Below are 13,972 nucleotides of genomic sequence, written 5' to 3'. Positions count from 1 at the left end.
CCTCAGGCGGTGCCCACGCGCCCGGAAGACTGGAGCCGATGTTCCCCGAATTCAAGGTCGTACGTCGCCAGCGCCCCGTCACGATCGCGGTCGAGTCCACCAGCACATCCCGGCCCGCGGCCAACGCCGCGATCGAGGCGGCCTGTGACGGCCCGGTCTCGCTGACGTTCTCCTCGGGTGGGGACGTGCTCACCGGGAGCTATGACGGGCGGCGGGTCTCCTTGGAGGTGACGACCGGGTCGCTGCGTACGTCTCATGCGAGCCGTCGCCACGGCCGGGCCGGCGGTGGGGTCGACCGGTTCGCGCTCACGCTGACCGGGACGATGCTCACCGCGCTGACCCGTGCGGACGGCTCGTGGGTCGCGAGGGCACGGGTCGACCTCTCCGAGGTCGGCATCGAGCCACGGGACGAGTCCTGGCTCGCCGGCCTGACCGCCGGCCACGAAGGCGCTGTCCAGGACGTGCGCACCGGCGCCTTCGGCCAGCTCGGCCTGCGCGACATCCGGGCGGTGACGTACGCCGACGGCTCGCCGTTCCTCGACGCCGACGGCAGCGTCCTGCTCACCGCCACCAGTGCTGGCCCGGGCTTCTTCCCGACCGCGCACACCTCGGTGTGGGCGCTGGACCCGGTGACGTACGACCTCGCCCACCGGGGCGCGCTCTACTTCCGCCGGGACGGGCTGATCTACGGCGACCACGCGACCCACCTCGTGCGCGAGGGCGACGAGTGGCTGGTCGCGACGAGCACCTGGGCGGGTTTCAAGGCACCCGACAAGACGGACCCGAGCAAGCCGTGGAGCCCGGTCGGCGTCACCATCGCCCGCTCACGCGAGGACCTGACCCGAGGCGAGCACGTCCTCGACGCCACACCGCTCGCGCTGCCCACCGACGGGGTCGGTGTCTGGGACCCGCACCTCGTCCGCCGGGACGGCGAGTGGCTGGTCGGCTACGTGAGCGCGAGGAAGTACTTCGACTTCCATCCCATGCTCGCCAGCGGGCCGAGCCTGGACGCGCTCAGCCTACGGGCAGCACGAACCGACCGGACGGCCACCGAGGGCACCACGCTTGTCCCGCTGGGCGGCACAGTCGTGGTCGGCGCCAGCGACGGACGCGACAACCCGCGTCGCGTCCGTGCTCGCTACCCGATCTTCGACCTGGACCTCAACGAGGTCGCAGAGCTCCGGTCGGCGTACGTCACCAACCTTCCGTGGCCCACCCTGATCCCGCTCGGGGAGGGGTGGTTGCACGTCGCCTTCGACGGCACGCCTCACGGCGGCCGGCTCACCGGCTACGGCACTCACGGGGAGGTTGTCCTGAGCCGATCAACCGAGGGCTGACCGGCTGAAGGTGGTGTCGACCAAGGCGTCACCGCTTTGGCCGACCGACCCTAGTCGCGCGAGGATCCCGCGTCGTAGTCCGACCAGTCGTCGTAGTCGTCCGGCTGCTGATCGGACTTCTGACTGGTGTCGTCATCACCGTGAAGTTCGCGCGCAAGGGCCCCGAAGTCCGTCTCATAAGTCCGGTACTTCAGGTCGCGTGCGACCTTCGTCTGCTTGGCTTTCGCTCGGCCGCGCCCCATAGGGTCCAGCCCCCTCGTCGCACTTGGCCGGGATAGTCCCGGGCTGTTCACAGGTTTCTCGTAGAGACAACGCTACCGGTTCATCCCAAGAATCCGCACGCCGGGGTGTCGAAAATCCGTTCGCTGGGAGCGAATGTTACCGAGGTCACACGATTCCACGCCTGGTGACTCGTCATCGCGCGTTCACCTCGGCGACAGATTGAGGGGTCGGGCGGTTGTCCCGCCGGGCATAGCCTCCCTTCCGATTCTTGGGAGACCTGACAAAACGCGTCTTGAACGGAAATGCAGTGACCGAACTGAGCGACATCCAGACCGACACCGCCGCCTGCCCCTCGTGCAGCGACGCGCACCGTGGCTCATCCGCCCCCCGCGCTCTGCTTCCCATGGCCGGCCACACGCGCGGCAAGCGCAGCGCCGTGACCTGCGCCCTCAAGTGCGACAGCGCTTGTGCCAAGCCGGCGCCGAACACCTCCGACAACGGCTACTTCCGTGACATCGCCGGCAAGGCCCTCAGCCGCCGTCACGCGCTCGGCCTCGCCGGCGCGGGCGCCGTCGCCCTCGCCGTCGGCAGCAGCGGCCTGGCCGCCGCTGCCAGCCCCCTCGAGGCAGCTCTCGCGGGCCGGGGTCACGGCGGGCGTACGAACCTCCCGTTCAAGCCGATCACCCCGGTCGCGGCCACCGAGGACACCTTCGTGGTGCCGCAGGGCTACACCTGGGAGCCGATCATCCGCTGGGGCGACCCGATCCTGCCCGGCGGCGTCCCCTTCGACGTCGACAACCAGACCGCCGAGAAGCAGGCGCTCGCCTGGGGCTACAACAACGACTACACCGACGTCATCGTGACCAACAAGGCCGGCACCAAGGCCCTGTTGTGCTGCAACCACGAGTACGTCAACGCCAGCATCATGTTCCCGCCGGGGCTCGACGCCACCGAGCAGCTGAAGATCGCGATGGCCGCCCACGGCTTCGGGATCGTCGAGCTCGAGCGCTCCGCGCCGGGTGAGAAGTGGACGTACGTCCCCTCGGCTCCGAAGAACCGCCGCATCACCGCCTCGACGCCGTTCGAGATCACCGGCCCCGCGGCCGGCAGCGACCTGCTCAAGACCGCCGCCGACCCGACCGGCACCGTGGCGCTCGGCACGATCGGCAACTGCGCCGGCGGCACCACGCCGTGGGGCACGATCCTGTCGGGCGAGGAGAACTTCAACGGCTACTTCCGCGCCACCGGCACCTCGGCGCAGGAGAAGCGCTACGGCCTGGCCGACAAGGCGTCGACGTACGGCTGGGAGGCCATCGAGCCGCGCTTCGACGCGCGCTCGGCCGACTACGCCAACGAGCCGAACCGGTTCGGCTACATCGTCGAGATCGACCCGACCGACCCGACCTCGACCCCGCGCAAGCACACCATGCTCGGCCGTCTCAAGCACGAGGGCGCGAACGTCGTCATCGCCAAGAACGGCAAGGTCGTGGCCTACACCGGCGACGACGAGCGGTTCGACTACCTCTACAAGTTCGTCTCCAAGGGGACTTACAGCCCCCGCAACCGGGCGAAGAACCTCGAGCTGCTGACCGAGGGCAGCCTCTACGTCGCCCGCTTCCACGGCGACTCCCCCGCCGCCGAGATCGACGGCACCGGCACGCTGCCGAGCGACGGGAAGTTCGACGGCTACGGCCAGTGGATCCCGCTCGTGGTCAACGGCCGCAGCAAGGTCTCCGGGATGAGCGTCGAGGAGGTGCTCGTCTACACCCGCCTGGCCGCGGACAAGGCCGGCGCCACCAAGATGGACCGCTGCGAGGACGTCGAGCCCTCGCCGAAGACCGGCAAGGTGTACGTCGCCTGCACCAACAACTCCCAGCGCGGCACCACCGGCAAGGCCGGTGTGGACGAGGCCAACCCGCGCAACACCAACCGCGACGGCCACGTCATCGAGATCACCGAGGACGACGGCGACCACACCTCGCGCGTCTTCCGGTGGAACCTCATGATCGTCGCCGGTGACCCGGCGACCAACGCGTCCACCTACTTCGCGGGCTACCCGAAGGACAAGGTCTCCCCGGTCTCCTGCCCGGACAACCTGGCCTTCGACTCCGAGGGCAACCTGTGGATCTCGACCGATGGCCAGCCGAGCTCGATCCAGAAGAACGACGGGCTGTTCAAGGTCCCGCTCGAGGGTCGCGAGCGCGGCCACGTCCAGCAGTTCCTCTCGGTGCCCCGCGACGCCGAGACCTGCGGCCCGGTCATCCACGACCGCGACGGCTCGGTCTTCGTCGCCGTCCAGCACCCGGGCGAGGAGGGCACCTGGGACGCGCAGAACTCCCTGTTCCCCGACTACGTCGAGGGCGCTGCCGGTGAGGGCGAGTTCGCCGGTCCGCGGCCGTCCGTGGTGCAGGTGCGCAAGGCCTGATCGTCACACCAGCCCCAGGAATACCCGGTTGACCGGGTATTCCTGGGGCTGAAGGGTGTTTCAGTGCCCGTCAAGTCCAGGATTCCCCGGTCGACCGGGTATCCAGTGAGCTCACCAGCCCGCGTACGCCCCGGTGAGCTCGACCGTGCCGCCGGGGGTCGCGGTGACCTCACCGGCGGCCCAGGCGCGGATGTCGTAGCCAGCGAGGATGCGGACGGCCTCGTCGACGTCCTCGGGATCGATCAGCGCGACCATGCCGACGCCGCAGTTGAGGGTCATCTCCAGGTCCTCCAGGGCCACGTCGCCGGTGCGGCGGACGAGGTCGAAGACCGGCGCCGGGGTCCAGGTGGTGCGGTCGATGCGCGCGGAGAGCTCGGCGGGCATGACCCGCTCCAGGTTGGCCGCAAGGCCGCCGCCGGTGACGTGGGACATGGCGTGGGTCCTGGTGCCGCGGGCCAGCTCGAGGCAGGCCTTGGCGTAGACGCGGGTCGGGGTGAGGAGCTCCTCACCGAGCGTACGGCCGAACTCGGAGACCTGCGCGTCGAGCGTGTAGGCGCCGGAGTTGAGCAGCACGTGGCGCACGAGGGAGAAGCCGTTGGAGTGGAGGCCGGAGGCCTCCATGGCGAGGACGACGTCGCCCGGCTTCACCAGGTTGGCGCCGAGCAGGTTGTCGGCCTCGACGACACCCGTGGCCGCGCCGGCCACGTCGTACTCGTCGGCCGCCAGCAGGCCCGGGTGCTCGGCTGTCTCGCCGCCGACCAGCGCGCAGCCGGCCTCGACACAGGCCTCCGCGATGCCCTTGACGATCGCGGCGACCCGCTCGGGGATGACCTTGCCGGTGGCGATGTAGTCGGTCATGAACAGCGGCTCGGCGCCGCAGACGACCAGGTCGTCGACGACCATGCCGACCAGGTCGAAGCCGATCGTGTCGTGCTTGTCCAGCGCCTGCGCGATCGCGACCTTGGTGCCGACACCGTCGGTGGAGGTGGCCAGCAGCGGACGCTCGTAGCCCTTCAGGGCCGAGGCGTCGAAGAGGCCGGCGAAGCCACCGACCCCACCGAGCACCTCGGGGCGCCGGGACTTCTCGATCCAGACCTTCATCAGATCCACGGCGCGGTCACCGGCGTGGATGTCGACACCTGCTGCGGCGTACGCGTTGGTCGGCTCGGTCTGGCTCACTGATGGATCTCCGATCACGGGTTGTTCAGGACCGGAAGGGCCTTGCCCTCGGTCGGGGACTGCAACGAGACCTCGAGGAGGTGCTTGCCGAGCATGCTCTGGTCGGGCAGCTCCACGGGGTATTCACCGGTGAAGCAGGCGGTGCACAGCGTCGAGCGCTCCTGGCGGGTCGCCGAGATCATCCCGTCGAGCGAGATGTAGCCCAGCGAGTCGGCACCCACGGAGGCGGCGATCTCCTCGACGGAGAGGCCGTTGGCGATCAGCTCGGCGCGGGTGGCGAAGTCGATGCCGTAGAAGCACGGCCACTTGACCGGCGGCGACGAGATCCGGACGTGGACCTCCAGGGCGCCGGCCTCGCGCAGCATCCGCACCTGGGCACGCTGGGTGTTGCCGCGCACGATCGAGTCGTCGACCACGACGACCTTCTTGCCGCGCACCATGTGCTCGAGCACGTTGAGCTTGAGCCGGATACCGAGCTGGCGCAGGGTCTGCGAGGGCTGGATGAAGGTGCGCCCCACATAGCCGTTCTTCACGAACGCCTGCCCGAACGGCAGGCCGCTCTCCAGGGCGTAGCCGGTCGCGGCCGGGATGCCGGACTCGGGCACCGGGATGACCAGGTCGGCGTCGACCGGGAACTCCCGGGCCAGCTCGCGGCCCATCTCGACGCGGGACTCGTGGACGTTGCGGCCGGCGATGTTCGCGTCGGGGCGAGCCAGGTAGACGTACTCGAAGACGCAGCCCTTGCGGTCGGCCTCGGCGAACCGCACCGAGCGCAGACCGGACTCGTCGATGATGATCATCTCGCCGGGCTCGACCTCGCGGACGACGCTCGCGCCGACGGTGGCCAGCGCGGCGTCCTCGGAGGCGATCACCCAGCCGCGGTCGAGACGGCCCAGCACCAGCGGACGGATCCCCTGCGGATCACGCGCGGCGAACAGGGTGTCCTCGTTCATCCACACCAGCGAGAAGGCGCCCCGGATCGTCGGCAGCACCTCCAGCGCGCGCGCCTCCAGCGAGGAGTCGGGGTGGTAGGCGAGCAGCTCGGTCAGCAGCGAGGTGTCGTTGGTCGACACCGGGGCGTGGCGGCCCTCGGAGTGCTCGGGCAGCGCCTCGACGGCGGTCCGCATCTCGGAGACGTTGATCAGGTTGCCGTTGTGGCCCAGCGCGACGGAGCCGTCCGGCGTGGGCTTGAAGATCGGCTGCGCGTTCTCCCACACCGAGGCACCGGTGGTGGAGTAGCGGGCGTGGCCGATGGCGACGTGGCCCTTGAGCGACTCGAGGGTCGGCTCGTCGAAGACCTGCGAGACCAGGCCCATGTCCTTGTAGACGAGGATCTGGCGTCCGTTGCTGACCGCGATGCCCGCCGACTCCTGGCCACGGTGCTGCAGCGCGTACAGGCCGAAGTACGTCAGCTTCGCGACGTCCTCGCCCGGCGCCCACACACCGAAGACGCCGCAGTGGTCCTGAGGACCCTGGTCGTGGGGGTCGAGGGCGGCGGTGAGCCGGCCGTCGCCACCCTTGCGTCGGGACACGTGCCTACCTGAGCTGGTGAGGTTGACCACGGCATCGAGTGTAAGGCCGCACTCTGGCGATCAACGAACCCTTGACCGTCCTGTAAGAGTGGTCACATGAACGTCTCGGGATCATGATTGCAAAGAACTCTCCACGTCTGCCCTACCGCCCGGGACGCTCTTCCCGGATAATCGCCCCGATGACTTCTTCTGCGCCCCCGCCCGCCGGTGGTCACCGACTGACGGTGCCACCGGGATTCGCCCCACCACCGTTGGGCGGGAAACGCGCCAGGAGCGACCTCACCACGACGATGACGACGATCACCACCGATCTCGCCGAGCTCGGGGGGCTGCTCACCCCTGGCGAGGACCTCTCCGACCTCCAGCTGATCGCCGACAGCCTGACCGCCCTGGCGGGCTTCGAGATGGCCACGATCAGCGTCGCCCGGGCCGACGGCCACCTCCACATGGTGGTGGTCTCCGGCCAGGAGTCCGCCCGCGCCGACCTGCTGGGCACCGTCACCCCGATCGAGCGGCTGGAGGCCGAGCTCGCCCGTGCCGACGACTGGGGCATCTTCAAGTTCGTCCCGGCGGAGCGGCTGGACCCGACCGCTGATGTGTACGGCTGGATCCCGACGATGAAGCCGAGCAACGCTGCCGGCGCCTGGAACCCGCTCGACCTGCTGGTCGCGCCGCTGCGTGACGACGCCGGCAAGCTCCGCGGGACCCTGATCGTCGACGTACCCACCGACGGGCTGCGCCCCAACCGGGAGAAGCGCGCCGTGCTCGGTCGCCACGCGGTGCAGGCGCAGCGCGCGATCCTGCTCGCCCTGGAGCGCGAGGAGCTCTCCGAGCAGGTACGCCTCGCGGAGGCCGCCCGCGACGTGATCCGCCGCGCCGGGCGCGAGCTGGACCCCGACGAGATCCTCAACTCGCTGAGCACCGGGCTGGTCGACGTCCTCGACCTGACCGACTTCTGGCTCCACATGTCCAAGCCAGGTGGCCGGGGCATCCGCACCAAGGTCTACCGGGAGGACTTCAAGCTCCCGATCGGTGACCTCACCAGCCCGTTCATGGTCGACTACGGGCAATACCTGTGGGACCAGCGCAGCATCACCGTCCAGACCCCTGACGGCGCCGAGCGACTGCCCCACCCCGACCCGGAGGCGCAGCAGCGGATCACCGAGTGGATCCGCTACTACAAGGTCGGCTCGATCGTCGGGGTCCCGATCGGCTCCGGCCAGACGTGGTACGGCGCGATGCTCCTCGGCCGCGGTCCCGACAAGCCGCACTGGAGCGAGCTCGAGCTGATCACGGCCGCCGACCTCGGGCGCGACTTCGGTCGTGTGGTCCACAACTCCCGGGCCTACCTGCGTCAGAAGGCGGCGGTCGACTCCCTGCGCGAGCTCGAGGCCCACAAGAGCCGGCTGATCGCGACGGTCGCCCACGAGCTGAAGAACCCGCTGTCCGCGTTCCGGTGGAACATCGAGTCGCTGCCCTACGCGGAGTCCGAGGAGGAGTACGCCGAGGTCCTGACCGCGCTCACCCGCAACCGCGACCGCACCGAGAAGATCGTGGCCGACCTCGCGATGCTGTCGAAGGTCTCCGACCCGGACCACCTGCCGACCACGGTGCCGATCCAGGTCGCGCGCGTGCTCGAGGAGATCCACGACCAGCTCAGCGCCGAGATGCCCACCAGCGACGCCCACGAGCTCGTCTTCGAGATGCCCTCCGACGACGTCTACGTGACCCTGGCTCCTGGCGACCTGGACCGGGTCGTGATCAACCTGGTGACCAACGCGATCAAGTACAGCCCCGAGGGCGGTCAGGTCATCGTGAGCACGCGCACCAGCCCGGGCTGGTTCGAGCTCCGGGTGACCGACCACGGTCTCGGGATCTCACCGGAGGATCAGGACCGCCTCTTCACCGAGTTCTTCCGTTCGACCAACCCCACAGCGCTCAAACAGCCGGGCACCGGGCTCGGTCTGACCATCGTGTCGCGGATCGTCAGCCGTCGTGGCGGACTGATATCGGTCGACTCCACCCCTGGCGTGGGAAGCACATTCCGTGTGACGCTGCCCGTTGTTTAACCTTACGCCCCGGGAACGGGTTGCATTTTCATCTCGGCGGAGAACTCATGACCAGTACGCCCTCAGAGGGTCCGGACGCGCCAGACGGCGCCTCCGAGGCGTACCCGACCCCGGATCCCGGTCTGCAGCTGATCGCGGAGGGCGTCACCGAGCTGGTCGGCTTCGGCGCCGCGGTCATCAACATCCGGCGAGGTGACGAGTTCGAGATAGTCGCCGCCTACGGTGACGAGACCGGCCACACGGTCGAGGGCGAGATGACCGTCGCCGAGATGCTCGGCACCCGGTTCCCGGTCTCGGTCGTCACCGACCTGCTGGACATGTCCGAGGACTGGGGCGACATCAAGTTCGTCCCGCACGAGAAGAACACCATCGGTGAGGCGGAGGGCTACTGGGTCCCCGACACCGACGAAGACATCCTCAAGGACCCGCAGGACTGGCACCGGCTCGACGAGCTCCTGGCACCCTTCTACGACGAGAACGGCGAGCTCGTCGGCGTACTGTCGATCGATCGCCCCACCAACGGCCGCCGGCCCGGCCGGCGGCAGCAGCGGATCCTCAACCGGTTCGCCCGCCAGGCCCGGCGGGCGGTGCTGCTGTCGTTGGAGCGCGAATACCTCGAGGAGCGGGCCAACAATCTGATCGAGGCCCAGAGCTTCCTGCGCGAGGCCAACTCCCAGCTCGGTCTCACCGGGGTGCTCGAGGCGACCCAGGAGGCGATGAGCCGAGGCCTCGACGCCGACGGTCTCTACGTGCAGGCCCAGGACGGGGAGGGCGGATCCGTCGTCTACTCCTCACCCGGGCTCGGCTGGAACGCCGGCGACACCAACAACATCGCCGCTGGGCAGGCCTACCAGGCAACCCGGCTGTGGAACGAGGGCCAGCACGCCATCGTGAACCGCGACCTGCTCCTCCACGCTCTGCACCACGGCGATGCCGAGCGGAAGATGTTCGCGAGGATCGGCATCGAGTTCCTCGACACGGTCGGGGCCGACTCGCTCCTGGTCGTTCCGATCGGGGTGGAGACGACGGCGCTGGGTCACCTCGTGCTGGTGCGCGGCTCGGGCAGGCCGCGCTGGACCGACGCCGAGGGGCGCCTCGCGATGGAGTTCGGCCGCGACTTCGGTCGCATCGTGCTGACCTCCAACGCCTACACCCAGGAGCGAGACCTCGCCCAGCGCCTCGCCACCGCCGACAAGGTCCACAGCCGGCTCATCGAGTCCGTCGCCCAGGAGCTGCACAACCCGCTCACCGCGCTCACCACCGGCATCGACGCCATGCGCCACGAGGACCGCGGCTCGACCACCTGGTTCCAGCAGGTCGGCAACCTGATCAGCCGGTCCGACCAGCTGGTCTCGATGGTCGACGACCTGCTCCTGTTCTCCCGCTTCTCCGACCCCTCGTCGCGGCCCACCCTGACCTACGTCGACCTGGCACCTCTCCTGCGCGAGATCTTCGAGCAGAGGACGTACGAGTCGGAGAAGCGTGGCATCGAGGTGAGCATCGACGTGCCCTCCCACCCCGTCCAGGTCCTGTGCGACCGCAGCGAGATCAAGGCGGCGATCCTGCGCCTGGTCGACAACGCCCTGGTCTACACCCACCGCGGCGGCCACGTGCGCCTCTACATCGTGGAGAGCGCGAGCGAGGCGGCGATCTCGGTGACCGACAACGGCGTCGGCATCCCCGCGGCCGAGCAGCTGCAGGTCTTCACCGAGTTCTACCGCGGGACCAGCCAGGCGATCGGCGGCCGGAAGGGCGTCGGGCTCGGGCTCAGCATCGTCGACCGGGTCGCCCGCCGCCACGACGGCCGCGTCACGCTGCGCTCGGAGCCCGGCACCGGCACCCGCGTCTCGCTGGTCCTTCCGCTGGCCAACGACGCGACCTCGTTTGGTTAACCGAACGTCACAATTGGGTCGAGACGACCGTCTACGCCTGCACAGAGCGGGTGTTTCGTGCAACACTCCGTGGTGCCCAGGTCCTCAGGACTGCCACGCCGTTGCAACACCCGCCCTGACCGACCTACCTGAGAGCAAGGATGCCCCCACCACAGTCAGTCGATGCCCTCGACGTGCCGCCGAGCACGCCGAGCAGGACGTCGCTGTCGGTGGTCGATCCTGCTCTCCAGATGATCGCCGAGGGCATCTGCGAGCTGCTCGGCTTCGGCATCGCCGCGATCAACGTGGTCCGTGGCGACGAGCTCGAGGTGGTCGCCGTCCACGGCTTCATCAGCGGCCTGAACGCCCATGGCCGGCGCGAGACGGCCGAGGAGATCCTCGGCACCCGGTGGGCTCTCTCCGACCTTCGAGACAACCTCTCCCGCGGCGAGAACTGGGGCGCTTGGCGCTTCGTCCCCCAGGAGCGGGTGAACCTTCACGAGGGCAGCTGGGTCTCCACCACCAACATGATCGACGCCGCCGACGCCTGGCACCCCCACGACATGCTGATCGCACCGATCCTCGGTGACGACGGCTCCATCCAGGGCTGTCTCTCCGTCGACATGCCGGTCAGCGGCCGGCGACCCGACTTCACCCAGCGTCGAGTGCTCAACCGGTTCGCGAAGCGTGCCCAGCGGGTCGTGCTCGGCTACCTCGAGCGCGAGCGTCTCTACGAGCGCGCCGCGAACCTGGAGACCGCCAAGGAGTTCCTGCGCGACGCCAGCTCCAAGCTCAGCCTCGCCGACGTGATCGACGCCAGCCATGACGCGCTCATCCGAGGCCTCGGCGCCGACGGGATCTGGATGGCGACGAAGGGCCCCCGCCGAGCGATGGTCGTGCACGCGACCCCGGGCCTCGACTGGGAACCCGACCCCGGCCTGGCCGCGCTCACCTCGAGGAACACGTCCCGCTACTGGGCCGAGGGCACCTACTCGATCCTGTGCCGCGACCGGATCACCGACTCCGCGGAGTGGAACGAGCAGGCCGCTGTCGTCGACAGGTTCTTCGAGACCCTCGGGGCAGCGAGCGCTCTGGTGGTTCCGGTCGGCGCCGACCACGAGTGGCTCGGCCACATCGTCCTGCTCCGCTCCCCCGGCCGACCCACCTGGACCGACGCCGAGGGCAGGCTGGCGATGGAGCTGGGCCGCGACTTCGGCCGCATCGTGCTCACCGCCAACGCCTACACCCAGGAGCGCGACCTCGCCCAGCACCTCGCCGACGCCGACCGCGAGCGCAACCAGCTGATCGAGGCTGTCGCCCGCGAGCTCCGGATCCCGGTGAACGCGCTCGGCACGTCGCTGAACGCGCTGAGCGCCGAGCAGCCCAACACCCTGCCGTGGATCGTGCAGGTGGAGACGCTCACCGTACGCAGCGCCCAGATCGAGGGCATCGTCAGCGACCTGCTGCTGCTCTCCCGGATCCGCGACCCAGCCAACGCTCCCGGCGAGACCACCATCGAGGTCTCCGAGATGCTCGACGACGTCCTCGACGAGCTCGATCCCGACGCCGCCCAGAAGGACATCGAGTGTGTCCTGACGACCCCGACCGGTCCTGCGTACGTCGTCGGTGACCCTCGCGAGCTGCGGGCCGCCTTCCTCCACCTGGTGAAGAACGCGCTGACCTACAGCTACCGCGGATCGCGGGTGCAGGTGATGCTCTACAGCGCCGGCAGCGAGGTCACGATCATCGTCGCCGACGCCGGTGTCGGCATCGCCTACGAGGAGCAGTCCGAGGTCTACAAACCGTTCTACCGAGGCTCCAACTCCGCGCTCGGTGGTTCGCGCGGAGCTGGGCTCGGGCTGACGTTGGTCGATCAGATCACCAGCCGCCACCACGGGTTGGTCGAGCTCGACTCCCGCCCCGGAGAGGGCACCCGGGTGGCGCTGACGCTGCCTGGTGTGTCCTAGGACGCGCCCAGCTTCTGGAGCAGCAGCGCCTCGGCGACGACGACCCGGCGGAACTCGGCGAGGTGAAGGCCCTCGTTGGCACCGTGGGCTCGGGTGTCGGGGTCCTCGACGCCCGTGACCAGCACGCTGGCCTGCGGGAACGCCTCGAGGAACTCCGCGATGAACGGGATCGAGCCGCCCACACCCATGTCGATCGGCGCGGTGCCGTCCCAGGCCTCGGTGAAGGCGGAGCGGGCCGCGTCGTAGGCCGGGCCGGTCGCGTCCAGGGCGATCGGCTCACCGGTGTCGACGACCTTGGTGGTCAGCTCGGCGCCCCACGGGACGTGCTTCTCCAGGTGCTTGGTGAGCGCGGCGACGGCGTTCTCGCCGGAGTCGCCGGGCGCGATCCGGATGGTGACCTTGGCGCGCGCGCTCGGGGACAGCGTGTTCGAGGCGCCGTCCACCTTGGGGGCGTCCAGTCCGGTGATGGTGATCGCCGGCTGCGTCCACATCCGCTCGACCGCGCTGCCCTTGCCGACCCACTGCAGGCCGGCGATGGCCCCGGACTCGGCACGGAGCCGCTCCTCGGGGTAGTCGACGTCGGCCGCCGGACCGGAGACGAGCCCCTCGACCGCGGGAGCGCCGTCCTCGTCCCAGAGGGTGTTGAGGAGGCGTACGAGAGCCATGATCGCGTCGGGGGCCAGACCGCCCCACATGCCGGAGTGGACCGCGTGGCCCAGGGTGCGGAGCTCGACGTCGACGCGGATGAGGCCGCGCAGCGACGTGGTCAGCGCAGGGACGCCGATGTCCCAGTTGCCGGAGTCGGCGATGACGATGACGTCGGCCTTCAGCTTGTCCTGGTACTTGCCGAGCAGCTCGGGCAGGGTCGCGGAGGCGACCTCCTCCTCGCCCTCGATGAACAGCCGAACGGTGACCGGGAGCTCACCGTTCTCGTCGAGGCTGGCGAGGGCGCGGATGGCGCCGATGTGGGCAGCGATGCCCGCCTTGTCGTCGGCCGCTCCGCGCCCGTAGAGGCGGTCGCCCACCTCGGTCGGCTCGAACGGCGGGGTGTCCCAGTCGGCGTGGTCGTTCTCGGGCTGGACGTCGTGGTGGGCGTAGAGCAGCACCGTCGGGGCGCCCTCGGGACCCTTCTTCTCACCGACGATCGCCGGCGGGGCGCCGTCGAAGGCGCGCACGATCTCCACCTCGAAGCCCTCGGCCGCGAAGAGGTCACGCGTCTTCTCCGCGCTCTTCTCGACCTCGCTCAGGCGCTCCGGATCGGCGCTCACGGACTCGATCCGCACCAGGTCCTCGAGGTCCTTGCGGATCCCGGGGAAGAGCTCGTCTACACGGGTCTTGATGTCTTCGGTGGAGAGGGTCATAGGGTGAGA

9 protein-coding genes are annotated in these 13,972 nt (G+C 69.5%); 5 read left to right on the top strand and 4 right to left on the bottom strand.

Annotated elements, in window-relative coordinates:
- The first annotated feature begins 38 nt into the window (after window positions 1-38).
- A complete protein-coding gene (locus tag OG984_RS24155) occupies window positions 39-1,337 on the top strand; it encodes a hypothetical protein (protein WP_328528717.1) in 1,299 nt (432 codons plus the stop codon).
- A 50-nt stretch (window positions 1,338-1,387) separates the two neighbouring features.
- Here the strand turns inward: OG984_RS24155 and OG984_RS24150 are convergent, their stop codons facing one another.
- Window positions 1,388-1,579, bottom strand: a complete 192-nt coding sequence (locus tag OG984_RS24150) for a DUF3073 family protein (RefSeq protein ID WP_008360564.1) — start codon at window positions 1,577-1,579, stop codon at window positions 1,388-1,390.
- A 287-nt stretch (window positions 1,580-1,866) separates the two neighbouring features.
- Between OG984_RS24150 and OG984_RS24145 the strand changes: the two genes are divergently transcribed.
- Window positions 1,867-3,984, top strand: a complete 2,118-nt coding sequence (locus OG984_RS24145) for a PhoX family protein (protein ID WP_328528716.1) — start codon at window positions 1,867-1,869, stop codon at window positions 3,982-3,984.
- Window positions 3,985-4,095: 111 nt separating this feature from the next.
- Here the strand turns inward: OG984_RS24145 and purM are convergent, their stop codons facing one another.
- Window positions 4,096-5,163 (bottom strand): phosphoribosylformylglycinamidine cyclo-ligase, encoded by a 1,068-nt coding sequence (gene purM, locus OG984_RS24140; RefSeq protein ID WP_328528715.1) that lies wholly within the window; start codon window positions 5,161-5,163, stop codon window positions 4,096-4,098.
- A 14-nt stretch (window positions 5,164-5,177) separates the two neighbouring features.
- Entirely contained in the window at window positions 5,178-6,695 is a 1,518-nt protein-coding gene (purF, locus tag OG984_RS24135) for an amidophosphoribosyltransferase (protein WP_328528714.1), read from the bottom strand.
- Between the two features lie 179 nt (window positions 6,696-6,874).
- On the opposite strand from purF, the gene OG984_RS24130 reads away from it, so the two are divergent.
- The 3 genes from OG984_RS24130 to OG984_RS24120 all read left to right on the top strand — a co-directional run bounded on the left by OG984_RS24130 (window position 6,875) and on the right by OG984_RS24120 (window position 12,602).
- Entirely contained in the window at window positions 6,875-8,764 is a 1,890-nt protein-coding gene (locus OG984_RS24130; protein ID WP_328528713.1) for a sensor histidine kinase, read from the top strand.
- Window positions 8,765-8,811: 47 nt separating this feature from the next.
- Window positions 8,812-10,656, top strand: a complete 1,845-nt coding sequence (locus tag OG984_RS24125; RefSeq protein WP_328528712.1) for a sensor histidine kinase — start codon at window positions 8,812-8,814, stop codon at window positions 10,654-10,656.
- A gap of 140 nt (window positions 10,657-10,796) precedes the next feature.
- A complete protein-coding gene (locus OG984_RS24120; RefSeq protein ID WP_328528711.1) occupies window positions 10,797-12,602 on the top strand; it encodes a sensor histidine kinase in 1,806 nt (601 codons plus the stop codon).
- Here the strand turns inward: OG984_RS24120 and OG984_RS24115 are convergent.
- A complete protein-coding gene (locus OG984_RS24115) occupies window positions 12,599-13,963 on the bottom strand; it encodes a dipeptidase (RefSeq protein WP_328528710.1) in 1,365 nt (454 codons plus the stop codon). The two genes, OG984_RS24120 and OG984_RS24115, sit on opposite strands and share 4 nt — an antisense overlap.
- Window positions 13,964-13,972: the final 9 nt, after the last annotated feature.

The organism is Nocardioides sp. NBC_00368, from assembly GCF_036090055.1.
Classification (GTDB): Bacteria; Actinomycetota; Actinomycetes; order Propionibacteriales; family Nocardioidaceae; genus Nocardioides.
Note: the sequence above shows the minus strand (reverse complement) of the source record. Positions and strands in the feature narration are given on the sequence as shown.